The organism is Amycolatopsis sp. WQ 127309, assembly GCF_023023025.1.
Taxonomy (GTDB): Bacteria; Actinomycetota; Actinomycetes; order Mycobacteriales; family Pseudonocardiaceae; genus Amycolatopsis.
This window is the reverse complement of sequence record NZ_CP095481.1, coordinates 3,380,417-3,400,250: the sequence shown is the minus strand read 5'-3', so window position 1 is coordinate 3,400,250 and position 19,834 is coordinate 3,380,417. Positions and strand designations below refer to the sequence as shown.

At 67.7% G+C, this 19,834-nt stretch carries 34 protein-coding genes and 1 pseudogene; all 35 read right to left on the bottom strand.

Going from position 1 to position 19,834, the window contains the following annotated elements; translation table 11 throughout:
- Positions 1–219: 219 nt before the first annotated feature.
- Positions 220–643 (bottom strand): annotated as a pseudogene (rplQ, locus tag MUY22_RS15955) (50S ribosomal protein L17); the annotation flags it as partial.
- Between the two features lie 44 nt (positions 644–687).
- Positions 688–1,758, bottom strand: a complete 1,071-nt coding sequence (locus tag MUY22_RS15950; protein ID WP_004558887.1) for a DNA-directed RNA polymerase subunit alpha — start codon at positions 1,756–1,758, stop codon at positions 688–690.
- A 106-nt stretch (positions 1,759–1,864) separates the two neighbouring features.
- Entirely contained in the window at positions 1,865–2,470 is a 606-nt protein-coding gene (gene rpsD, locus MUY22_RS15945; protein WP_247060548.1) for a 30S ribosomal protein S4, read from the bottom strand.
- Positions 2,471–2,493: 23 nt separating this feature from the next.
- Positions 2,494–2,901 carry a 30S ribosomal protein S11 gene (rpsK, locus tag MUY22_RS15940; protein WP_247060546.1) on the bottom strand — a complete coding sequence of 136 codons (408 nt, stop codon included), beginning with the start codon at positions 2,899–2,901 and terminating at the stop codon, positions 2,494–2,496.
- A gap of 18 nt (positions 2,902–2,919) precedes the next feature.
- Positions 2,920–3,105 carry a hypothetical protein gene (locus MUY22_RS15935; RefSeq protein WP_020643221.1) on the bottom strand — a complete coding sequence of 62 codons (186 nt, stop codon included), beginning with the start codon at positions 3,103–3,105 and terminating at the stop codon, positions 2,920–2,922.
- Positions 3,102–3,482: a 30S ribosomal protein S13 gene (gene rpsM / locus MUY22_RS15930; protein ID WP_004558883.1), complete on the bottom strand. Its 381-nt coding sequence runs from the start codon at positions 3,480–3,482 to the stop codon at positions 3,102–3,104. Before rpsM ends, MUY22_RS15935 begins: the two co-directional genes overlap by 4 nt.
- Before the next feature lie 205 nt (positions 3,483–3,687).
- Positions 3,688–3,801: a 50S ribosomal protein L36 gene (gene rpmJ / locus MUY22_RS15925; protein WP_004558882.1), complete on the bottom strand. Its 114-nt coding sequence runs from the start codon at positions 3,799–3,801 to the stop codon at positions 3,688–3,690.
- A 34-nt stretch (positions 3,802–3,835) separates the two neighbouring features.
- Positions 3,836–4,057 carry a translation initiation factor IF-1 gene (gene infA, locus MUY22_RS15920; RefSeq protein WP_004558881.1) on the bottom strand — a complete coding sequence of 74 codons (222 nt, stop codon included), beginning with the start codon at positions 4,055–4,057 and terminating at the stop codon, positions 3,836–3,838.
- A 267-nt stretch (positions 4,058–4,324) separates the two neighbouring features.
- Positions 4,325–5,101, bottom strand: a complete 777-nt coding sequence (gene map / locus MUY22_RS15915) for a type I methionyl aminopeptidase (RefSeq protein ID WP_247060544.1) — start codon at positions 5,099–5,101, stop codon at positions 4,325–4,327.
- A 44-nt stretch (positions 5,102–5,145) separates the two neighbouring features.
- Positions 5,146–5,700: an adenylate kinase gene (locus tag MUY22_RS15910; protein ID WP_247060543.1), complete on the bottom strand. Its 555-nt coding sequence runs from the start codon at positions 5,698–5,700 to the stop codon at positions 5,146–5,148.
- Positions 5,697–7,004, bottom strand: a complete 1,308-nt coding sequence (gene secY / locus MUY22_RS15905; protein WP_247060542.1) for a preprotein translocase subunit SecY — start codon at positions 7,002–7,004, stop codon at positions 5,697–5,699. The genes MUY22_RS15910 and secY overlap by 4 nt, the downstream gene beginning before the upstream one ends.
- Positions 7,005–7,289: 285 nt before the next feature.
- Positions 7,290–7,949: a LysE family translocator gene (locus MUY22_RS15900; RefSeq protein ID WP_247060541.1), complete on the bottom strand. Its 660-nt coding sequence runs from the start codon at positions 7,947–7,949 to the stop codon at positions 7,290–7,292.
- Between the two features lie 21 nt (positions 7,950–7,970).
- A complete protein-coding gene (locus MUY22_RS15895) occupies positions 7,971–8,765 on the bottom strand; it encodes a hypothetical protein (RefSeq protein ID WP_247060540.1) in 795 nt (264 codons plus the stop codon).
- A gap of 292 nt (positions 8,766–9,057) precedes the next feature.
- Complete coding sequence (locus MUY22_RS15890; RefSeq protein ID WP_247060539.1) at positions 9,058–9,726, bottom strand: hypothetical protein; 669 nt, start codon at positions 9,724–9,726, stop codon at positions 9,058–9,060.
- A gap of 116 nt (positions 9,727–9,842) precedes the next feature.
- The gene (gene rplO, locus MUY22_RS15885) at positions 9,843–10,289 is read right to left on the bottom strand and encodes a 50S ribosomal protein L15 (RefSeq protein WP_247060538.1); all 447 of its coding nucleotides are present in this window, start codon (positions 10,287–10,289) and stop codon (positions 9,843–9,845) included.
- Positions 10,286–10,471: a 50S ribosomal protein L30 gene (gene rpmD, locus MUY22_RS15880; protein ID WP_247060536.1), complete on the bottom strand. Its 186-nt coding sequence runs from the start codon at positions 10,469–10,471 to the stop codon at positions 10,286–10,288. The genes rplO and rpmD overlap by 4 nt, the downstream gene beginning before the upstream one ends.
- A gap of 1 nt (position 10,472) precedes the next feature.
- Positions 10,473–11,120, bottom strand: a complete 648-nt coding sequence (gene rpsE / locus MUY22_RS15875) for a 30S ribosomal protein S5 (protein ID WP_247060534.1) — start codon at positions 11,118–11,120, stop codon at positions 10,473–10,475.
- A gap of 37 nt (positions 11,121–11,157) precedes the next feature.
- Complete coding sequence (gene rplR, locus MUY22_RS15870; protein ID WP_247060532.1) at positions 11,158–11,556, bottom strand: 50S ribosomal protein L18; 399 nt, start codon at positions 11,554–11,556, stop codon at positions 11,158–11,160.
- A 2-nt stretch (positions 11,557–11,558) separates the two neighbouring features.
- Positions 11,559–12,098 carry a 50S ribosomal protein L6 gene (gene rplF, locus MUY22_RS15865; RefSeq protein ID WP_247060530.1) on the bottom strand — a complete coding sequence of 180 codons (540 nt, stop codon included), beginning with the start codon at positions 12,096–12,098 and terminating at the stop codon, positions 11,559–11,561.
- A gap of 16 nt (positions 12,099–12,114) precedes the next feature.
- The gene (gene rpsH / locus MUY22_RS15860) at positions 12,115–12,513 is read right to left on the bottom strand and encodes a 30S ribosomal protein S8 (protein WP_247060528.1); all 399 of its coding nucleotides are present in this window, start codon (positions 12,511–12,513) and stop codon (positions 12,115–12,117) included.
- A 199-nt stretch (positions 12,514–12,712) separates the two neighbouring features.
- The gene (locus MUY22_RS15855; protein WP_020643210.1) at positions 12,713–12,898 is read right to left on the bottom strand and encodes a type Z 30S ribosomal protein S14; all 186 of its coding nucleotides are present in this window, start codon (positions 12,896–12,898) and stop codon (positions 12,713–12,715) included.
- A gap of 4 nt (positions 12,899–12,902) precedes the next feature.
- Positions 12,903–13,466 carry a 50S ribosomal protein L5 gene (gene rplE / locus MUY22_RS15850; protein WP_247060525.1) on the bottom strand — a complete coding sequence of 188 codons (564 nt, stop codon included), beginning with the start codon at positions 13,464–13,466 and terminating at the stop codon, positions 12,903–12,905.
- Entirely contained in the window at positions 13,466–13,780 is a 315-nt protein-coding gene (gene rplX, locus MUY22_RS15845; protein WP_247060523.1) for a 50S ribosomal protein L24, read from the bottom strand. Before rplX ends, rplE begins: the two co-directional genes overlap by 1 nt.
- Positions 13,780–14,148, bottom strand: coding sequence for a 50S ribosomal protein L14 (gene rplN / locus MUY22_RS15840; protein WP_004558867.1), 369 nt, complete (start codon positions 14,146–14,148; stop codon positions 13,780–13,782). The genes rplX and rplN overlap by 1 nt, the downstream gene beginning before the upstream one ends.
- Positions 14,149–14,242: 94 nt before the next feature.
- Complete coding sequence (gene rpsQ, locus MUY22_RS15835) at positions 14,243–14,521, bottom strand: 30S ribosomal protein S17 (RefSeq protein WP_013222609.1); 279 nt, start codon at positions 14,519–14,521, stop codon at positions 14,243–14,245.
- Positions 14,518–14,766, bottom strand: coding sequence for a 50S ribosomal protein L29 (gene rpmC, locus MUY22_RS15830; protein WP_247060522.1), 249 nt, complete (start codon positions 14,764–14,766; stop codon positions 14,518–14,520). The genes rpsQ and rpmC overlap by 4 nt, the downstream gene beginning before the upstream one ends.
- On the bottom strand, positions 14,766–15,185 hold the full coding sequence (gene rplP, locus MUY22_RS15825) for a 50S ribosomal protein L16 (protein WP_004558864.1): 420 nt from the start codon (positions 15,183–15,185) through the stop codon (positions 14,766–14,768). The genes rpmC and rplP overlap by 1 nt, the downstream gene beginning before the upstream one ends.
- Positions 15,186–15,188: 3 nt before the next feature.
- Positions 15,189–16,010 (bottom strand): 30S ribosomal protein S3, encoded by an 822-nt coding sequence (rpsC, locus tag MUY22_RS15820; protein ID WP_247060521.1) that lies wholly within the window; start codon positions 16,008–16,010, stop codon positions 15,189–15,191.
- Positions 16,010–16,423 (bottom strand): 50S ribosomal protein L22, encoded by a 414-nt coding sequence (gene rplV / locus MUY22_RS15815; protein WP_247060520.1) that lies wholly within the window; start codon positions 16,421–16,423, stop codon positions 16,010–16,012. The genes rpsC and rplV overlap by 1 nt, the downstream gene beginning before the upstream one ends.
- Positions 16,424–16,451: 28 nt before the next feature.
- A complete protein-coding gene (gene rpsS / locus MUY22_RS15810; RefSeq protein ID WP_026468892.1) occupies positions 16,452–16,733 on the bottom strand; it encodes a 30S ribosomal protein S19 in 282 nt (93 codons plus the stop codon).
- An 18-nt stretch (positions 16,734–16,751) separates the two neighbouring features.
- Positions 16,752–17,588 (bottom strand): 50S ribosomal protein L2, encoded by an 837-nt coding sequence (gene rplB / locus MUY22_RS15805; RefSeq protein WP_247060519.1) that lies wholly within the window; start codon positions 17,586–17,588, stop codon positions 16,752–16,754.
- A gap of 14 nt (positions 17,589–17,602) precedes the next feature.
- Positions 17,603–17,914, bottom strand: coding sequence for a 50S ribosomal protein L23 (gene rplW / locus MUY22_RS15800; RefSeq protein ID WP_091618496.1), 312 nt, complete (start codon positions 17,912–17,914; stop codon positions 17,603–17,605).
- A complete protein-coding gene (gene rplD, locus MUY22_RS15795; protein ID WP_247060518.1) occupies positions 17,911–18,600 on the bottom strand; it encodes a 50S ribosomal protein L4 in 690 nt (229 codons plus the stop codon). Before rplD ends, rplW begins: the two co-directional genes overlap by 4 nt.
- Positions 18,597–19,253, bottom strand: coding sequence for a 50S ribosomal protein L3 (gene rplC / locus MUY22_RS15790; RefSeq protein WP_247060517.1), 657 nt, complete (start codon positions 19,251–19,253; stop codon positions 18,597–18,599). Before rplC ends, rplD begins: the two co-directional genes overlap by 4 nt.
- Positions 19,254–19,284: 31 nt before the next feature.
- Positions 19,285–19,590: a 30S ribosomal protein S10 gene (gene rpsJ, locus MUY22_RS15785; protein ID WP_003102098.1), complete on the bottom strand. Its 306-nt coding sequence runs from the start codon at positions 19,588–19,590 to the stop codon at positions 19,285–19,287.
- Positions 19,591–19,834: the final 244 nt, after the last annotated feature.

Sequence of the window (19,834 nt, the reverse complement as noted above, 5' to 3'; positions counted from 1 at the left end):
AGAAGCCCGCGGCTTCCGCGGCCTCGGCGGTGGCGAACCACACCTCGGCCTTGGTCTGCTCGTAGTACGGGCTTTCCTCGGTGTGGTAGTACTTCGACTCGTCGTTGCCCTTGATCGGGAAGCCCTCGGGCTGCGTCCCGTCCTCGAGCGGCGCGTGGCTGCCCTCACCGTAGGGAGCCTCCGAAGCGGCTTCCTCGGCGGCCGGGGCGGCCTCGACAGCGGCGGCCGGCTTCTCGTCCTTGGCGAACTTGGTCTTGCGCGCGCGCTCGGCCTCGCTCGTCACGGTCTTCTCGTTCACCAGCTCGATGACGGCCATCTTGGCGTTGTCGCCCTTGCGGGCCATCGTCTTGGTGATCCGGGTGTAACCACCGGGACGCTCCGCGAAGTGCGGACCGATCTCGGCGAACAGCTTGTGGACGACGTCCTTGTCACGGACGACGCGCTGAACCTGACGGCGGTTGTGCAGGTCGCCCCGCTTCGCCTTCGAGATCAGCTTCTCGGCCAGCGGGCGGACCCGCTTCGCCTTCGCCTCGGTGGTGGTGATCTTGCCGTGCTCGAACAGCTGCGTGGCCAAGTTGGCCAGGATCAGCCGCTCGTGCGCGGCTGATCCGCCGAGCCGGGCTCCCTTGGTAGGGGTGGGCATTGGTTCTCCTACTAGTTCAGCTCGCAGCGTCCAGGCACAGAGCCCTAGAGCTGCTCGGTCTCTGCGTAGTCCTGGCCATCGTCGTGGCCGTCCGAAATCCCGTCGGCGATGCCACCGACACCCTCCGACCAGCCTTCACCGTCGTAGCTGGCGGCAGCCGCGGTCGGGTCGAACCCGGGCGGGCTGTCCTTCAGCGCGAGGCCGAGACCGACGAGCTTCAGCTTGACCTCGTCGATCGACTTGGCGCCGAAGTTGCGGATGTCGAGCAGGTCCGCCTCGGAGCGCGAGACCAGCTCGCCCACCGTGTGGATGCCCTCGCGCTTGAGGCAGTTGTACGACCGGACGGTGAGGTCCAGGTCCTCGATCGGCATCGCGTAGGCGGCGATGGTGTCCGCTTCCTGCGGCGACGGGCCGATCTCGATGCCCTCGGCGTCGACGTTCAGCTCGCGGGCGAGACCGAACAGCTCCACCAGCGTCTTGCCGGCCGACGCGACCGCGTCGCGCGGCGTGATCGACGGCTTGGTCTCGACGTCCAGGATCAGCTTGTCGAAGTCGGTGCGCTGCTCGACACGGGTGGCCTCGACCTTGTAGGTCACCTTCAGCACCGGCGAGTAGATCGAGTCGACCGGGATCCGGCCGATCTCCGCGCCCGCCTGCTTGTTCTGCAGGGCCGGAACGTAACCGCGGCCGCGCTCGACGACGAGCTCGATCTCGAGCTTGCCCTTGCCGTTCAGCGACGCGATGTGCAGGTCCGGGTTGTGCACGGTGACGCCGGCCGGCGGCACGATGTCGGCCGCGGTGACCTCACCGGGGCCCTGCTTGCGCAGGTACATGGTGACCGGCTCGTCCTCTTCCGAGGACACCACGAGCTCCTTGAGGTTCAGGATGATGTCGGTGACGTCTTCCTTCACACCGGGAACGGTGGTGAACTCGTGCAGCACGCCGTCGATGCGGATGCTCGTCACGGCCGCGCCCGGGATGGACGACAGCAGCGTGCGCCGCAGCGAGTTGCCGAGGGTGTAACCGAAGCCGGGCTCCAGCGGTTCGATGGTGAACCGGGAACGGGTCTCGTTGACCGTCTCTTCGCCGAGAGCCGGCCGCTGGGAAATCAGCATTCTTCCTTGTTCCTTTCCAGACGACGCCCGCCATATGACGTCGAAGGGATGGCGAGGCGGCGGCGCACTGTGGGCGCCGCCGCCCGTAACCGGCCCGGAAGCCGGATTACTTCGAGTAAAGCTCGACGATCAGCTGTTCCTGAACCGGAACGTCGATCTGCGCACGCTCCGGCAGCTGGTGGACCAGCACGCGGAGGTTCGACGAAACGACCTGCAGCCACGCCGGGATCGGGCGGTCGCCGTAGGACTCCTTGGCCACGACCAGGGGCAGCATCGTGAACGACTTCGGCCGCACGTCGATGATGTCCCACTTCGAGACCTGGTAGGACGGGACGTTGACCTTGACGCCGTTGACCAGGAAGTGGCCGTGGCTCACCAGCTGCCGCGCCTGACGGCGGGTGCGGGCGATGCCGGCGCGGTAGATCACGTTGTCCAGACGGGACTCGAGGATCTGCAGCAGGTTCTCACCGGTCTTACCCGGACGCCGGACGGCTTCCTTGTAGTACCGGACGAACTGGCGCTCGAGAACGCCGTAGGTGTAGCGAGCCTTCTGCTTCTCCTGCGACTGCAGGAGGTACTCGGACTCCTTGATGCGCCCGCGGCCGTGCTGGCCCGGCGGGTAGGGGCGACGCTCGAAAGCCTGGTCGCCGCCGATGAGGTCAACCTTGAGGCGACGCGAAATACGCGTCGCGGGGCCGGTGTAACGAGCCATTTCTTCTTACTCCTCCCCGTTCCTCAGACCCGGCGCCGCTTGGGCGGGCGGCAGCCGTTGTGAGGCTGCGGGGTCACGTCCTGGATGGTGCCGACCTCGAGGCCGGCTGCCTGCAGCGAGCGGATCGCCGTCTCGCGGCCCGAACCCGGGCCCTTCACGAAGACGTCGACCTTCTTCATGCCGTGCTCGGCAGCCTTGCGGGCGGCGTTCTCGGCGGCCATCTGCGCGGCGAACGGGGTGGACTTGCGCGAGCCCTTGAAGCCCACGTGACCACTCGACGCCCACGCGATCACGGCACCGGTCGGGTCCGTGATCGAGACGATGGTGTTGTTGAAGGTGCTCTTGATGTGCGCGTGACCGTGCGCGACATTCTTCTTTTCCTTGCGGCGGACCTTCTTGGTCCCCGCCGCGGTACGAGACTTCGGTGGCATGTTCTGAGGGTTCTCCTGTTAGCGCGCGTTCTCTTGGTGAGCGGCGACCGCTTCGGCCTGTCCGCGCCGGATGATCGAACCGGCGTCGGTGTACAGGTTGCGGAGCGCCATCGGGCGGGCGTAGAGCGCCTTGGGCGAGACACAGGCCGAGCCGCGACGCTGAGCGCCGCCCATCTGCACGACCTTCTTGCCCTGGACGCTCACTTCTTGCCAGCCTTCTTCTTGCCGGCGACCGTCTTCTTCGGACCCTTGCGGGTACGGGCGTTGGTCTTCGTGCGCTGACCGCGGACGGGCAGTCCGCGACGCCAGCGAAGGCCCTCGTAGCACCCGATCTCGATCTTCCGACGGATGTCGGCGTTCACCTCGCGGCGAAGGTCACCCTCGACCTTGAAGTTCTCTTCGATGTACGTACGCAGCTTCGCGAGGTCGTCATCGCTGAGGTCCTTGACGCGGGTGTCCGCGTTGAGCTCGGCAGCCTTGATGAGCTGCTTCGAGCGGGTACGGCCGATGCCGTAGATGTAGGTAAGCGCGATCTCCAACCGCTTTTCGCGGGGGAGGTCTACGCCAGCGAGTCGTGCCATTGGCGTTGATGCTCCTTCTTAGAATTCATCCTCAGGTCTGCTCCCCGTCCGGTTCCGGGACCGACTCGCCTGTCGTGCCCTCGGCTCGCGCTTCGGGTGTCCCGGCCCCGGCCTGAAGTCCGGGGGTGAACCGGATCACTCGCGTGACCCGGCAGGTGCGGGGAGGTTGTGTAGCCGTCAATCCACTCTGGTCGAGTGCGGGCGATCAGCCCTGCCGCTGCTTGTGCCGCAGGTTTTCGCAGATCACCATGATCCGGCCGTGACGGCGGATCACCTTGCACTTGTCGCAGATCTTCTTGACGCTCGGCTGGACCTTCACGTCTTCTGCTCTCCTGTTTAGCTGCTCTTCGTGATCACTTGTAGCGGTAGACGATGCGACCACGAGAGAGGTCGTAGGGCGAGAGCTCCACGACAACCCTGTCCTCCGGCAGGATGCGGATGTAGTGCTGCCGCATCTTGCCGCTGATGTGTGCCAGGACCTTGTGACCGTTCTCCAACTCGACGCGGAACATCGCGTTGGGGAGCGGCTCGACTACGCGGCCTTCGACCTCGATGGCCCCGTCTTTCTTCGCCATGTCCTCCGCATTTCCTTGTCGGCATTGCCTGTCGCTACACTGAGTGATCAGATGAGCACGAGTGCCTGTCTGGTGTGCAACGTCGGCACACTCGTGCCCGAGTCCCAGTACCGTGAATTCACGAACGCGCAGGATCCGGGCGCGATAAGTGCGCCGACTTGACAGTGTACGCAACCCGTGTCGCGACCCCCAAACCGGGGGTAACCATGCTAGAAGAAGGCGCAGGTCGCCGTGCGGATGATCAACACCGACGGGTGAACGCGCAGGTCAGGCGTCTTCCGGAGCCGTGAGCACCCACGGGCCGTCTTCGGTGATCGCCACCGTGTGCTCCCAGTGGGCCGCGCGGGAGCCGTCGGCCGTGACGACCGTCCAGCCGTCGTCCAGCTCGCGGGTCTCGCCGCCACCGCCGGTGAGCATCGGCTCGATCGCCAGGGCCATGCCGGGCTTCAACCGCGGGCCCTTGCCCGGCTTGCCGACGTTCGGCAGGAACGGGTCCATGTGCATCTGGCGGCCGATGCCGTGGCCGCCGTACTCGACGATCATCCCGTAGTCGATGCCGTCGTCCTTGGCCGCGCGCTCGGCGGCCGACTGGACGGCGTAGGAGATGTCGGTGAGCCGGCCGCCGGCGCTGACCGCCTCGATCCCGGCCCACATCGCCGCTTCGGTCGCCGCGGACAGCGCCAGGTCGGCCTTCGCGACTTCCCCGATGGCCAGCGTGACGGCGGAGTCGCCGTGCCAGCCGTCGAGGATCGCGCCGCAGTCGACCGAGATCAGGTCGCCGTCGGCGAGGACCTGGGTCTTCGCCGGGATGCCGTGGACGATCTGCTCGTTCACCGACGCGCAGATCGACGCCGGGAAACCGTGGTAGCCCTTGAACGACGGCACCGCGCCGGCGTCCCGGATGGTCTGCTCGGCGAGCTCGTCGAGCTCGGCGGTGCTGACCCCCGGGACCGCGGCGGCGCGGACGGCGGCGAGCGTACGAGCGACGACGAGCCCCGCGGCCCGCATCGACTGCAGCTCGCCCGGGGTCTTGACCTCGATCATGCGCCCACGCCGGAGCACTTGCAGAACACGCAATCCTCCGAGATTCACGTGCGGTCGCGCAGCGCTTTCAGCACGCGGTCCGAGATCTCCTCGACACTGCCGACGCCGTCGACGGTCACCAGGATGCCGGCGTAGTACTCGAGCAGCGGCGCGGTGTCCGACACGTAGATCTGCTGACGGCGGCGGATGACGTCTTCGGTGTCGTCCGCGCGGCCCCGCGACATGAGGCGGCCGACGACGACGTCCTCCGGCACCTGCAGCTGGATCACCGCGGTGAGGGAAGCGTCCGCCTCGCCGAGGATCTCGCCGAGGACCTCGGCCTGCTTGGTGTTGCGGGGGAAGCCGTCGAGCAGGAAGCCGGCCTTCGCGTCCGGCTCCGCGAGCCGCTCGCGGACCATCTCGTTCGTCACCGAGTCGGGCACGAGCTCGCCCGAGTCCAGGTAGCGCTTGGCTTCCTGGCCGAGCGGGGTCTCCTGGCCGACGTGGGCGCGGAACAGGTCGCCGGTCGAGATGTGCGGGATCCGCAACTGCTCGGACAGCGCCACCGCCTGCGTACCCTTGCCCGCGCCGGGCGGACCCACGAGAACCAGCCGCGTCACTTCAAGAACCCTTCGTAGTTGCGCTGCATCAGCTGGCTTTCGATCTGCTTCACGGTGTCGAGCCCGACACCGACCATGATCAGCACAGCCGTGCCACCGAACGGGAAGTTCTGGTTGTTCCCGCTACCGGTCAACGACAGGAAGAAGTTCGGGAGGATCGCGATGATACCGAGGTACAGCGAGCCCGGCAGGGTGATCCGGCCGAGCACGTAGCTCAGGTACTCCGCGGTCGGCCGGCCCGGGCGGATGCCCGGGATGAACCCGCCGAACTTCTTCATCTCATCCGCACGCTCGTCCACGTTGAACGTGATCGTGATGTAGAAGTACGTGAAGAAGATGATCAGGGCGAAGTACAGCGCGATGTGCACCCAGCTGGACTGGTTCACGATGTAGTTCTTGATGAAGACCTGCCAGCCGGAGTTGGCGTTCTGGTCGCCGACGAGGCGGCTGATCAGGTCCGGCAGGTACAGCAGGGAAGACGCGAAGATGACCGGGATGACGCCGGCCTGGTTCACCTTGATCGGCAGGTAGGTCGACGTGCCGCCGTACATCCGGCGGCCGATCATGCGCTTGGCGTACTGCACCGGGATCCGGCGCTGCCCCTGCTCGACGAAGATGACGCTGGCGATGATCACCAGGCCGAAGACGCAGACGATCGTCAGGCCGAGACCACCCGCGTTGCTGAGGATGTTGCCGCCCTCGACCGGGATGCGCGCGGCGATGTTCAGGAAGATCAGGACGGACATGCCGTTGCCGACACCGCGTTCGGTGATCAGCTCACCCAGCCACATCATGACGGCGGTGCCCGCGGTCATGGTGATGACGATGATCGCCAGCGAGTAGACGCTGTTGTCCGGGATGATCGGCGAGTCGCAGTCCGGGAAGAGCTGCTTGCGGTCCGCGAGCGCGACCACACCCGTGGCCTGCAGGATCGCCAGCGCGACCGTCAGGTACCGGGTGTACTGGGTCAGCTTGCCCTGGCCGGACTGCCCTTCCTTCTTCAGCTCCTCGAACCGCGGGATGACCACGGTCAGCAGCTGGATGATGATGCTCGCCGTGATGTACGGCATGATGCCGGTCGAGAAGAGCGACAACTGCAGCAGCGCACCACCGCTGAACAGGTTCAGCAGCTGGTAGACGCCCTCCTGCTGCGCCTGGGAGCTGCACGCCTGAACGGCTCCGTACGAGATCCCGGGGGCCGGAATGGTCGCACCGATTCGGTAGACCGCGACGATGGCTAGCGTGAACAGGATCTTCTTGCGTAGATCCGGCGTCGCGAGAGCCGAGCGGAAGGCGCTGAGCACGCGGGGGACCTCCTCGGCGTCGTCGGCTGTCCTAACCGACGATCGGCTTGGCCGGCACGGGTGGCCGGCGGGAACACAGCACTACTGGCACGCAAGCCAGGAACGCTTCGGGGCACACTCGTCCCGAAGCGTGTCGCCGACTCTAACAGCTTCACAGGGCGTGTCCGCAGTGCGTGTGCGTTTTCCGTACCAAGGTTGCTCCGGCGGGTTGATCCACTTCGGCGTCTTGGCTGTATTCCTTGACACACCGGGCCGTGATCATGGTGGATACGGGCCCTTTCCGGCTCAGGAACCGGCCGTCGCGAGGACGCCGGCGAGGCCGACCAGGACCACTCCGGTACCGCGGTCCACGTTGCGCCGCGCGCGTGGCGACGGCTTGATCGACTTCACCGCGGCGCCGACACCGACGTAGGCCGAGCCGGCCAGGAACTCGGCCAGCAGGTAGACCCCGCCCAGCAGCGCGATCTGCGCCGGAAAGGGCCCGTGAGCTGGCTCGATGAACTGCGGGACGAAAGCGGTGAAGATGAGGACGGCCTTCGGGTTCGTGATCGCGACGCCGAACTCCTTGCGCGCGACCCGCCACGCGGACATCGGCACGGCGGGCTGCGCGGCCGCATCGGTGGCGTCGCCGGCGTCGTCGCGGCGGCGGATCGTGGACCACAGCAGGCGCGATCCGAGCCACAGCAGGTAGGCGGCCCCGGCCCACTTGATGATCGTGAGCGCGGTTTCGGAGGCGGCGAGCAGCTGCCCGAGCCCGGCCGCCACGGCCGTGATCAACAGCGTGAACGCGACCAGCCGGCCGACCAGTCCGGCGAGCCCGCGGCGAACACCGTGCGTCATGCCGTGGTGCAGACCGAGCAGGTTGTTCGCCCCTGGCGTAAGCGCGACGAGCACCGACGCGCCGAAGAAGACCAGTACCCACACGACGACCACCTCCACGTCCACCGTAACGACGGCGGCGAGCGGTTAACGGCGCTCGGGATCCTCCGGCGGCAGCACCGTGATGGCGATGCCGGAAGGCGGCGTGGGCGTGTCCGCGTAGGCCGCGCCGGGGTCCGCCCAGGCCGGGCTCGGCTCGGCGGGCGTCAGGTGGCCCAGCACCGCGGACGCGGCGGCGAGGACGACGCCGATGATCAGCGACCACAGACCGAGGCCGAGGCTGACGTCCAGGCCTTCGTCGCCGAGACCGGAGGAGAACCCGAAGGCGCTCATCCCGATGGTGGCGGCGACGCCGGCGGCGAAGCTCGCCCCGATCACGGTGAGCCGGGCACCGAGCCGGCCGGATCGCCTCGTGAAGCTGAAGACCGCCGCGGCCGCCAGCACCGCGACCGCGATCACGATCGGGATCCCGACGGGCGCCGCAGGCTGGTCGATCGAGTAGTTGCCCTCCGCGGAGACCTGGCTGCTCCAGGCGGACTGGGTGAAGACCAGCTTGGGGGTGAAGAAGGTCTGCTGGGGCGTCACGTGCTGCTCGATCCGGAGCAGCGGCAGGAAGCTCGCGCCGAGAACCAGCAACGCACCGAGCACCACGAGGAGTGGCGCGAGCACCCGCGGCGGTCCGGTGGCCGGTTTCGGGGGCTCCGGAGCGGGCGTCTCGGCCGGTGCCGAGGGCGCGGCCGGCGGCGAGCCGGGCAGGATCGCGACCGGGACCGGCTCGGTGGGCGGGCTTTGGCTGTCGGACAGCGAAAGCGGCGGTTGCGGCGCTCCGACGGGGAAGGCGCCGGCCGGTTCGGGCCGGGGCGCCTCGACGGGGAACGCCAAGGGCGACCCCTCCGCCGCCGGTCGCTCCGCCGGGGGCTTCACCGCATCGGGATCGGCCGGGCCGAACAGGTCCCCCGTCGCGGACCCCGACGTCTCCACCGGGAAGGCCAGCGGCGACGCGGGGGCGTCCGGCTCCGCAGGCCGTGGTGCTCCGGGATGCGCCGGTTCCGGCGTTCCGGACGGCTCCGCAGGCCGCGGCCCGTCGGACGGGTCTGGCGGGTTCGGGTCCTGCGGCGATCTGTCCACTCTGCGATCTTCCGCGCCGGATCCGGTATCGGCAAGAAACTCCGGTTCAGCCACCCGGTCGCTCGGGCGGCGCTTCCGGCGGGAGGACCGTGATCGAGACCCCGTCGAGCGCCTGGACCGCCGGCATCGCGAACCCCGACGGCGGGGTGTCCGTGTCGGCGTAGGCCACCGCCGGGTCGGCCCAGTCCGCGCCGCGGTGACCGTCCGCGCGGTGGGTCAGCACCGCCGCGGCCGCGGCCACCAGCGTGCCGCCGATGAGGAGCCACATGCCCGGCTCGGTGGTCAGGTCGATGCTGCCGTAGTCCGCACGCGCCCCCTGGCCGAGGCCGACCATCTCGATGGTGAGGACGACGCCGGCGGCGAAGACCACGCCCACCTGGCCCAGCCACCCGCCCAGGCGCCGGCGGGCGAGGAGGAGGCCCGACGCGGCAGCGAGCAGCACCACCACCACGATGATCGGGAAGCCGAAGGGCGCGCCGGGCCGGGCGAGGGACTCCTGGGCGGTGAACTCGATCCGGGTCCCCCACGCCGACGTCGTGATGACGGCCATGGCGCCGGCCTGCAGCTGGGAAAGCGGGTAGACGGCGCGGAAGAGCGGCAGGAACAGCCCGCCGGCCATGAGCACGGCGGCCAGCGCGTAGAGCCCCGGTGCGAGGAGAGCCCGCTTCCGCCGCGGCGTCGTGGCGGGCGGCGGGGGCTGCTGAGGGGTGTCCACTCGCCGATCTTCCAGGCGAAATGCCCGGTGGGCAAGGCTGCCGCACGAGGGCGCGGGAACGCCGAAGGCCCGCCTGGCTGGGCCAGGCGGGCCTTCGGTCAGTACTGCGAACGAGCTCAGTTGGTGGTGGCGGAGCCACCGGCCGCTTCGAGCTTCTCCTTGGCGGAGCCGGAGAAACCGTCGGCGGTCACGTCGAGCTTGACGCCGTCGATGTCACCGTTGCCGAGCACCTTGACGAGCTTGCCCTTGCGGACGAGACCCTTGGCGACGAGCTCCTCGGCGCCGACCTTGCCACCGTCCGGGAAGACGCGGGCGATGTCGCCCACGTTCACCGGCTGGTACTCGGTGCGGAAGCGGTTCTTGAAGCCGCGAAGCTTCGGGAGCCGCATGTGGATGGGCATCTGCCCACCCTCGAAGCCGGCGGGCACGTTCTTCCGGGCCTTGGTGCCCTTGGTACCGCGACCGGCGGTCTTGCCCTTCGAACCCTCACCACGACCGACGCGCATCTTCTCGCGCTTGGCGCCCGGAGCCGGACGCAGGTGGTGGATCTTGATGGCCGTCATGCCTGGACCTCCTCGACCTCCACCAGGTGGCGGACGGTGTGGATCAGGCCGCGCACCTGGGGGGTGTCATCACGCACGACGCTCTGGCGGATCTTGCGCAGCCCGAGGGTGCGCAGCGACTCGCGGTGAGCGTGCTTCGTGCCGATCTTGCTCTTGATCTGGGTGACTTTGAGCTGAGTCATGTCAGGACCCCTGACCCGCGCGCTGGCGCAGCATCCGGGCCGGAGCGACGTCCTCGAGCGGGAGACCGCGGCGGGCCGCGACCTCTTCGGGACGCTGCAGACCCTTCAGGGCCGCCACAGTCGCGTGCACGATGTTGATCGCGTTGTCGGAGCCGAGCGACTTCGACAGCACGTCGTGGACGCCCGCGCACTCCAGCACCGCGCGCACCGGGCCACCGGCGATGACGCCGGTACCGGCGGAAGCCGGACGGAGCAGCACGACACCGGCGGCTTCCTCACCCGTGATCGGGTGGGGAATGGTGCCACCGACGCGGGGGACGCGGAAGAAGTTCTTCTTCGCTTCCTCGACGCCCTTGGCGATCGCCGCGGGAACTTCCTTGGCCTTGCCGTAGCCGACGCCGACCTGACCGTCACCGTCACCGACGACGACGAGGGCGGTGAAGCTGAAGCGACGACCACCCTTGACGACCTTGGCGACGCGGTTGATCGTCACGACCTTCTCGAGGTGCGGGGTCTTGTCCTGGCCGGCCCCGCCACGGCCGCTGTCGCGCCGGTCCCGGCCGCCACCGCGACGGTCATTGCGGTCGTTGCCGCCCTGCCCGCCGGGTCCGCCCTGTCCGCCGCCGAATTGCCGTGTACGTCCCGGCATCAGGCTGTCCCTTCTTGCTTCTGCAACTGCATGGTCGTCAGAACTCCAACCCCGCCTCACGGGCGGCGTCGGCGAGCGCGGCGATGCGGCCGTGGTAGGCGTTGCCCCCACGGTCGAACACCACAGCCGAGATCCCGGCGTTCTTGGCACGGGCCGCGACGAGTTCCCCGACCTTGGCGGCCTTGGCCTTCTTGTCGCCGTCCAGCGCCCGCACGTCCGCCTCGAGGGTGGACGCCGACGCCAGCGTGTGGCCGGCGAGGTCGTCGATGACCTGCACGGCGATGTGCCGCGAAGACCGCTTGACGACCAGGCGCGGACGCTGTTCGGTGCCCGCGACCTTCTTGCGGAGCCGGAAGTGCCGACGGGTCTTCGCAACGCGGCGGCGGGTCGAGATGTCCTTGCCCACCGGCTTGCGCTTCGTAGTCGTGTCGCTCATGATCACTTACCCGTCTTTCCGACCTTGCGGCGGATCTTCTCACCCTCGTAGCGCAGGCCCTTGCCCTTGTACGGGTCCGGGCGCCGCAGCTTGCGGATGACGGCCGAGATCTGGCCGACCTTCTGCTTGTCGATACCGGAGACCGAGAACCGGGTCGGGGTCTCCACCTTGAAGGTGATACCTTCCGGGGCTTCGATCTTCACCGGGTGCGAGTAGCCAAGGGCGAACTCGAGGTCCGAGCCCTTGGCCTGCACGCGGTAACCGACACCGTGGATCTCGAGCTTCTTCTCGTAGCCGGCGGTGACGCCCACCACGAGGTTGTTCACGAGCGTGCGGGTGAGGCCGTGCATGGCCTTGCTGTAGCGCTCGTCGTCCGGGCGCTTGATCAGCAGGGTGCCTGCCTCGTCGCGCTCGACCGTGATCGGCTCGGCGATGATGTGTTCCAGGGTCCCCTTGGGGCCCTTGACGCTGATGCGCTGACCGTCGATGGTCACCTCGACCCCGGAGGGGACGGCGACCGGCAGCTTTCCGATGCGTGACATGTCTGTGCCCCCTTCCTTACCAGACGTAGGCGAGGACTTCGCCGCCCACGCTGTTTCGCTTGGCCTGACGGTCCGTCTGCAGCCCCGAAGACGTCGAGAGGATCGCGACGCCGAGGCCACCCAGAACGGACGGCAGTTCGGTCGATTTTGCGTAGACCCGCAGGCCGGGCTTGGACACGCGCCGGAGGCCGGCGATGCTGCGCTCACGGTTGGGGCCGTACTTGAGCTCGACGATCAGGTTCTTGTGCTTCTCGCCCGGCTCGTCGCGGTAGCTCGCGATGTAACCCTCGCGCTTGAGGATCTCCGCGATGTTCGCCTTGAGCTTCGAGTGGGGAAGCACGACCTCGTCGTGGTACGCCGAGTTCGCGTTACGCAGACGGGTCAAGAAGTCTGCGATCGGGTCGGTCATCGTCATGGTGACCTGTCAACCTTTCTCGCCTGGTTCCCCGCCACCCGGGAGTTCCGGGCAGCGGGGCCTGTGGCGAAGTGGGAGTTCTGTGTCGAATGCTTGCCAATCCGACCGGCAGTCACGGCGGAAGGGTGCCGGTGAGCCGGTGAGCTCTCGGCCCGTGCCGCCTGCTTTCGGCCGGATTGGCAAAGATGAAGAACCGCTTCTACCAGCTGGACTTGCGGACCCCGGGCAGCTCGCCCGCGTGCGCCATCTCGCGAAGGCAGATCCGGCAGAGCCCGAACTTGCGGAACACCGCGTGCGGGCGGCCGCACCGCTGGCAACGGGTGTAGCCGCGCACGGCGAACTTCGGCTTCTTCGAGGCCTTGTGGACCAGTGCTTTCTTGGCCATCGGCTCAGTTCTCCTTGAACGGGAAGCCGAGCTTGCGCAGCAGCGCCCGGCCCTCGTCGTCGTTCGTGGCGGTCGTGACGACGGTGACGTCCATGCCGCGCGGGCGGTCGATGGAGTCAGGGTCGATCTCGTGGAACATCGACTGCTCGTTGAGACCGAACGTGTAGTTACCGTGGCCGTCGAACTGCTTCGGCGAAAGCCCGCGGAAGTCGCGGATACGCGGCAGCGCGATGGTCAGCAACCGGTCGAGGAACTCCCACATCCGGTCGCCGCGCAGCGTGACGCGCGCACCGATCGGCTGCCCCTCGCGCAGCTTGAACTGCGCGATGGACTTGCGAGCCTTCCGGACCTCGGGCTTCTGGCCGGTGATCAGGGCGAGGTCCTTGACCGCGCCATCGATCAGCTTGCTGTCGCGAGCGGCGTCACCGACGCCCATGTTCACGACGACCTTCACGACGCCCGGGATCTGGTGGACGTTGACGAAGGAGAACTCCGCCTGAAGCTGTCCCTTGATCTCTTCGCGGTAGCGCACCTTGAGGCGCGGCGCGACCTTCTCTGCGGTGGTCATCAGATGTCCTTACCGTTCCGGCGCGAGATCCGGACCTTCTTGCCGTCCTCGCCGATGCGGTAACCCACCCGGGTCGGCTTGCCGTCCGCGTCGACCACCATCACGTTCGAGATGTGGATGGGGGCTTCCTGGGTGACGATGCCACCGGACTGCGCGCCGCGCTGGGTCTGGCTGATCCGCGTGTGCTTCTTGATCCGGTTAACGCCCTCGACCAGCACGCGTTCGCGCTCGGGGTAAGCCTGGATGACCTTGCCCTTGGCGCCCTTGTCCTTGCCGGCGATGACGACGACCGTGTCGCCCTTCTTCACCTTCATTACAGCACCTCCGGCGCGAGCGAAATGATCTTCATGAACTTTCGGTCGCGCAGCTCGCGGCCCACCGGGCCGAAGATGCGGGTGCCGCGGGGCTCGTTGTCGTTCTTGATGAGCACGGCGGCGTTCTCGTCGAACCGGATGTAGGAACCGTCCGGACGACGACGCTCCTTGACCGTGCGGACGATGACCGCCTTGACGACGTCGCCCTTCTTCACCCCGGCAGCCGGGATGGCGTCCTTCACGGTGGCGACGATGATGTCGCCGATGCCGGCGTAGCGCCGCCCGGAGCCACCGAGAACCCGGATGCAGAGGATTTCCTTCGCACCCGTGTTGTCGGCTACCCGAAGCCGCGACTCCTGCTGGATCACGTCAACTCCTGTATGTCGCGCCGGTTCTCGCCAGCTCGTGAAAGGTCACAGTGAGCGAGCCTTGCGGAACTAAGGACTCTCGAGAGAGCCCTGCTTACTTGGCCTTCTCCACGATCTGCACCAGGCGCCACCGCTTCGTCGCCGACAGCGGGCGGGTCTCCATCAAGGTGACCCGGTCGCCCACGCCCGCCTCGTTGTTCTCGTCGTGCACCTTGACCTTGGTGGTGCTGCGAACGACCTTCGAGTAACGGGGGTGCTTCTTGCGGTCTTCGAGCTCGACCACGATCGTCTTGTTCATCTTGTCCGAAACCACGTAGCCCTCGCGGACCTTGCGGTCGTTCCGGGCCGGCGTCTCGGTGGTGGGCTCGCTCATGCGGCACCTTCACTCTCGGCGTCGGGGGCCACGGACAAGCCGAGTTCGCGCTCGCGCATGACCGTGTAGATCCGCGCGATGTCCGTGCGGACGGTGCGCAGACGGCGGTTGTTGTCGAGCTGCCCGGTCGCCATCTGGAAGCGGAGGTTGAAGAGCTCCTCCTTGTATTCCTTCAGACGCAGGACGAGCTCTTCCGCGGTGAGCTCACGCAGCTCCGATGCCAGAGCGGCACCTGCCTTCGCCATCAGAACTCACCACCTTCACGGGTCACGATGCGGCACTTCATGGGCAGCTTGTGGATCGCGCGACGGAGCGCCTCGCGGGCGGTCTCCTCGTTCGGGAAGCTGATCTCGAACATCACGCGACCCGGCTTCACGTTGGCGATCCACCACTCGGGCGAACCCTTACCGGAACCCATGCGGGTTTCGGCCGGCTTCTTCGTCAGCGGGCGGTCCGGGTAGATGGTCGTCCACACCTTGCCACCACGCTTGATGTGACGGGTCATGGCGATACGAGCGGACTCGATCTGCCGGTTCGTCACGTAGCTGTGCTCAAGCGCCTGGATGCCGTACTCGCCGAAGCTGACCTTCGTGCCACCCTTGGCGGCGCCGTGGCGCTTCGGGGAGTGCTGCTTCCGGTGCTTGACCCTGCGCGGGATGAGCACGTCTCAGCCCTCCGTCTTTTCTGCGGTCTCGGTGGCCGGGGCCGCCTCGGTCGTGGCGGCAGCGGCGGCGCGACCGGCTTCGGTCGAGGTGGCGGTCGTGCCCGACGCGCCGGAACGACGCGGACGGGCCGGCCGGTCACTGCGCTCGCGACGCGGCGCGCGCTCGGCGGCGTCACGGGCTTCGCGGGCCTTCAGGCCACCGACGAGCTCACCCTTGTAGATCCACACCTTGACGCCGATGCGACCGAACGTCGTCTTGGCCTCGAAGAAGCCGTAGTCGATGTCGGCGCGCAGCGTGTGCAGCGGGACACGGCCGTCGCGGTAGTGCTCGGAGCGGGACATCTCGGCACCGCCGAGACGACCGCCGCACTGCACGCGAATGCCCTTGACCTGCGGCGAACGCATGGAGGTCTGGATCGCCTTCCGCATCGCGCGGCGGAACGCCACACGGTTGGAGAGCTGCTCCGCGACCGCCTGGGCGACCAGCTGGGCGTCGGCCTCGGGGTTCTTGACCTCGAGGATGTTCAGCTGGACCTGCTTCTTGGTCAGCTTCTCCAGCGCGCCGCGGATCCGGTCGGCTTCCGCGCCGCGGCGGCCGATGACGATGCCCGGCCGGGCGGTGTGGATGTCGACGCGGACGCGGTCACGGGTGCGCTCGATCTCGACCTTGGAGATGCCGGCGCGCTCCATGCCCGTCGCCAGCAGCTTCCGGATCTTGACGTCCTCGGCCACGTACTCGGCGTACTGCTTGTCGGCGTACCAGCGCGACTTCCAGTCCGTGGTGATACCCAGGCGGAAACCGTGCGGGTTGATTTTCTGGCCCACTACCGGCCACCTGCCTTCTTCTTGCTCTGAGCCTTCTGCGCGGCGGCCGGACGCGACTCCACCTCGACGGTGATGTGGCTGGTCCGCTTGCGGATCCGGTACGCGCGCCCCTGGGCCCGCGGGCGGATGCGCTTGAGGGTCGGGCCCTCGTCGGCGTACGCGTTCTTGACCCAGAGCGTCTCCGGGTCCAGCTGAAGGTTGTTCTCGGCGTTGGCCACGGCGCTCGCGAGCACCTTCGCGACCGGCTCGCTCGCCGCCTGGGGGGCGAAGCGGAGCACGGCCAAGGCGTCGGCGGCGCTACGTCCCTTGATGAGCTCGATGACCCGGCGCACCTTGGTAGGCGAGTCCCGGACAAAGCGAGCCCGCGCGTAAGCCACAGGCAGAGCCTCGGCCACGTCGTTCTGGGCGTTCATCGCTAGTTCCTTGATCTCTCGTGCCCGCTCAGCGGCGGCGCGACTTCCGGTCGTCCTTGATGTGACCCTTGAAGGTCCGAGTCGGGGCGAACTCCCCCAGCTTGTGACCCACCATTGCCTCGGTGACGAACACCGGGACGTGCTTGCGGCCGTCGTGCACCGCGATCGTGTGACCCAGGAAGTCCGGGATGATCGTGGACCGACGCGACCAGGTCTTGATGACGGTCTTCTTGCCCGACTCGTTGAGAACGTCCACCTTCTTGAGCAGGTGGTCGTCCACGAAGGGGCCCTTTTTGAGGCTACGTGGCATGTTCTTCTACCTCCCTGCTCAGCGCTTGTTCTTGCCGGTACGGCGACGGCGGACGATCATCGCGTCGGATGCCTTACGGCGACGCGTGCGACCTTCGGGCTTACCGTTCGGGTTGACGGGGTGACGACCACCGGACGTCTTGCCCTCGCCACCACCGTGCGGGTGGTCGACCGGGTTCATGACGACACCACGGACCGTGGGGCGCTTGCCGCGCCAGCGGTTGCGGCCGGCCTTGCCCCAGTTGATGTTAGCGTGCTCGGAGTTGCCGACCTCGCCGATGGTGGCGCGGTTGCGCACGTCCACGTTGCGGATCTCACCCGAGGGGAGACGCAGCTGGGCGTACGGACCGTCCTTGGCGACGAGCTGCACCTTCGCGCCCGCGGACCGCGCCATCTTCGCGCCGCCACCGGGGCGGAGCTCGATCGCGTGGATCACGGTACCGACCGGGATGTTGCGCAGCGGCAGGTTGTTGCCCGGCTTGATGTCGGCGCGGGGGCCGTTCTCAACCGTGTCACCCTGGCGAAGCTTCTCCGGTGCGATGATGTAGCGCTTCTCACCGTCGGCGTAGTGCAGCAGCGCGATGCGAGCGGACCGGTTGGGGTCGTACTCGATGTGCGCGACCTTGGCGGGAACGCCGTCCTTGTCGTTCCGGCGGAAGTCGATCAGCCGGTACGCACGCTTGTGGCCACCACCCTTGTGCCGGGTGGTGATCTTGCCGGACGAGTTGCGACCGCCCGTGCCGCTCAGCGGACGCAGCAGCGACTTCTCGGGAGTCGAGCGGGTGATCTCGGCGAAGTCCGAGACGCTCGAACCGCGACGACCCGGGGTCGTCGGCTTGTACTTGCGGATGCCCATGTCAGCTCAGTCCTTTACGCGGTGGGTCCGCCGAAGATCTCGATCGCCTTGCTCTCAGGCGAAAGAGTCACGATGGCGCGCTTCGTGTCCTTGCGCTTGCCGAAGCCTGCGCGAGTCCGCTTCCGCTTGCCCTGGCGGTTGGCCGTGTTGACGCTGACCACCTTGACGCCGAACACCTTTTCGACCGCGATCTTGATCTGGGTCTTGTTGGCGTCCGGACGAACGATGAACGTGTACTTGTGGTCCTCGAGCAGTCCGTAGGACTTCTCGGAGATCACCGGCGCGAGCAAGATGTCGCGGGGATCGGCAATGGCGACCGAACTCACTGCTCGTCACTCCCTTCCGAAACCTCGCTCGACCGCGCCGAAGCCTTCGCGCTCTTGCCCCGGGCGGGGCCGGCGACGAAGCCGTCGTAAGCGGCCTTGGTGAACACGACGTCGTCGTTGACCAGCACGTCGTAGGTGTTGAGCTGGTCGAACCAGATCAGGTGAACCTCGGGGAGGTTCCGCAGGGAAACCCAGCTGTACTCGTCGTCCCGGTGCAGCACCACGAGCACGCGCGTCGCCTGCGTCACCGCGGCGAGAACGGCCTTGGCGGCCTTCGTGGACGGCTTCTCACCCGTCACCAGTTCGGTGACGATGTGCAGCTGGCCGGCGCGAGCCCGGTCCGAGAGGGCGCCACGCAGAGCGGCGGCCTTCATCTTCTTCGGGGTGCGCTGGGAGTAGTCACGCGGCGTGGGGCCGTGGACGACGCCACCGCCGACGAACTGCGGCGCACGGGTCGAACCCTGGCGGGCACGGCCGGTGCCCTTCTGGCGGTACGGCTTCTTGCCGCCACCGCGAACCTCGCCACGGGTCTTCGTGTCGTGCGTGCCCTGGCGGCCGGCGGCCTGCTGGGCCACCACCACCTGGTGCATCAGCGCGACATTGGCCTGCACGTCGAAGATCTCCTCGGGGAGGTCCACGGTGCCGTCGGCTTTACCGGCCGGGGTCTTCAGCTCGACGCTTGTCATTCGGAGTTACCACCCTTCGCGGCGCTGCGCACGAACAGCAGGCCGCCCTTGGGACCGGGCACGGCGCCCTTGATCAGCAGCAGGCCGTCCTCGGCACGCACCGCGTGCACGGTCAGGTTCTGCGTGGTGACGCGGTCGGAACCCATCCGACCGGCCATGCGCACGCCCTTGAAGACGCGGCCCGGGGTGGCACAGCCACCGATCGAGCCCGGCCGGCGGTGCACGGCCTGCGCACCGTGGCTCGCGCCCTGGCCCTTGAAGCCGTGGCGCTTCATGACGCCCGCGTAGCCCTTGCCCTTGCTGGTACCGGTGACGTCGACCTCGACGCCGGCGGCGAACACCTCGGCGGTGATCTCCTGGCCGACCTCATAGGTCTCGGCGTCGGTGGTGCGCAGCTCGGCAAGGAAGCGGCGCGGCGTCACGCCCGCCTTGTCGTAGTGGCCGGTGCGCGGCTTGTTCACCCTGCGCGGGTCGACCGCGCCGAACGCCAGCTGCACGGCCGTGTAGCCGTCCTTGTCCTGGGTCCGAACCTGGGTCACCACGTTCGGACCGGCCTTGACGACCGTGACCGGAACGACCCGGTTCAGTTCGTCGAAGACCTGGGTCATGCCGAGCTTGGTGCCCAGGATGCCCTTCATTTGCCTGTCAGACATGAGTCTCTTATCTCCGCCGCTCGCCCAACGCTTACTGGATGTTGACGTCGACGCTCGCCGGCAGATCGATGCGCATGAGCGCGTCGACCGTCTTCGGCGTCGGGTCGAGGATGTCGATCAGACGCTTGTGCGTGCGCATCTCGAAGTGCTCGCGCGAGTCCTTGTACTTGTGCGGCGAGCGGATGACGCAGTAAACGTTCTTCTCGGTGGGCAGCGGCACCGGCCCGACAACACGGGCGCCGGTGCGCGTGACCGTCTCCACGATCTTGCGCGCCGAGGTGTCGATCGCCTCGTGGTCGTAGGCCTTGAGCCGGATGCGGATCTTCTGTCCCGCCATGGTGGCTGCTCGTTCCTTGTCGTCTCGTGCCGCTATCTCACAAAACCCGCCCCGGATGTTGCCATCCGGTCCCGAGTTTCCGCAGTTCAACGGCCCTGTCCCCGGTCCACGCGGTCGGGCGTGTCGCGCCCGACGCACAGACGGATCCCGCGGGATCGTCGTCTTGCCTGGTCTTCCTCAACGTGAGGAGGCTATGCGCCGGCACGCTTTCGCAAGCACTGCCGGCTCACCGCCTTTGCCCGCT

Coding starts and splice junctions, on each gene's coding strand:
- MUY22_RS15950 (WP_004558887.1), bottom strand. CDS start 1,758: ATGCTGATTTCCCAGCGGCCGGCTCTCGGCGAAGAGACGGTCAACGAG.
- rpsD (WP_247060548.1), bottom strand. CDS start 2,470: ATGGCTCGTTACACCGGCCCCGCGACGCGTATTTCGCGTCGCCTCAAG.
- rpsK (WP_247060546.1), bottom strand. CDS start 2,901: ATGCCACCGAAGTCTCGTACCGCGGCGGGGACCAAGAAGGTCCGCCGC.
- rpsM (WP_004558883.1), bottom strand. CDS start 3,482: ATGGCACGACTCGCTGGCGTAGACCTCCCCCGCGAAAAGCGGTTGGAG.
- infA (WP_004558881.1), bottom strand. CDS start 4,057: ATGGCGAAGAAAGACGGGGCCATCGAGGTCGAAGGCCGCGTAGTCGAG.
- map (WP_247060544.1), bottom strand. CDS start 5,101: ATGATCGAGGTCAAGACCCCGGGCGAGCTGCAGTCGATGCGGGCCGCG.
- rplO (WP_247060538.1), bottom strand. CDS start 10,289: ATGACGGCCATCAAGATCCACCACCTGCGTCCGGCTCCGGGCGCCAAG.
- rpmD (WP_247060536.1), bottom strand. CDS start 10,471: ATGACTCAGCTCAAAGTCACCCAGATCAAGAGCAAGATCGGCACGAAG.
- rpsE (WP_247060534.1), bottom strand. CDS start 11,120: ATGCCGGGACGTACACGGCAATTCGGCGGCGGACAGGGCGGACCCGGC.
- rplR (WP_247060532.1), bottom strand. CDS start 11,556: ATGAGCGACACGACTACGAAGCGCAAGCCGGTGGGCAAGGACATCTCG.
- rplF (WP_247060530.1), bottom strand. CDS start 12,098: ATGTCACGCATCGGAAAGCTGCCGGTCGCCGTCCCCTCCGGGGTCGAG.
- rpsH (WP_247060528.1), bottom strand. CDS start 12,513: ATGACGATGACCGACCCGATCGCAGACTTCTTGACCCGTCTGCGTAAC.
- MUY22_RS15855 (WP_020643210.1), bottom strand. CDS start 12,898: ATGGCCAAGAAAGCACTGGTCCACAAGGCCTCGAAGAAGCCGAAGTTC.
- rplE (WP_247060525.1), bottom strand. CDS start 13,466: ATGACCACCGCAGAGAAGGTCGCGCCGCGCCTCAAGGTGCGCTACCGC.
- rplX (WP_247060523.1), bottom strand. CDS start 13,780: ATGAAGGTGAAGAAGGGCGACACGGTCGTCGTCATCGCCGGCAAGGAC.
- rpsQ (WP_013222609.1), bottom strand. CDS start 14,521: ATGAGCGAGCCCACCACCGAGACGCCGGCCCGGAACGACCGCAAGGTC.
- rpmC (WP_247060522.1), bottom strand. CDS start 14,766: ATGGCGAAGGCAGGTGCCGCTCTGGCATCGGAGCTGCGTGAGCTCACC.
- rplV (WP_247060520.1), bottom strand. CDS start 16,423: ATGAACGCCCAGAACGACGTGGCCGAGGCTCTGCCTGTGGCTTACGCG.
- rpsS (WP_026468892.1), bottom strand. CDS start 16,733: ATGCCACGTAGCCTCAAAAAGGGCCCCTTCGTGGACGACCACCTGCTC.
- rplB (WP_247060519.1), bottom strand. CDS start 17,588: ATGGGCATCCGCAAGTACAAGCCGACGACCCCGGGTCGTCGCGGTTCG.
- rplD (WP_247060518.1), bottom strand. CDS start 18,600: ATGACAAGCGTCGAGCTGAAGACCCCGGCCGGTAAAGCCGACGGCACC.
- rplC (WP_247060517.1), bottom strand. CDS start 19,253: ATGTCTGACAGGCAAATGAAGGGCATCCTGGGCACCAAGCTCGGCATG.
- rpsJ (WP_003102098.1), bottom strand. CDS start 19,590: ATGGCGGGACAGAAGATCCGCATCCGGCTCAAGGCCTACGACCACGAG.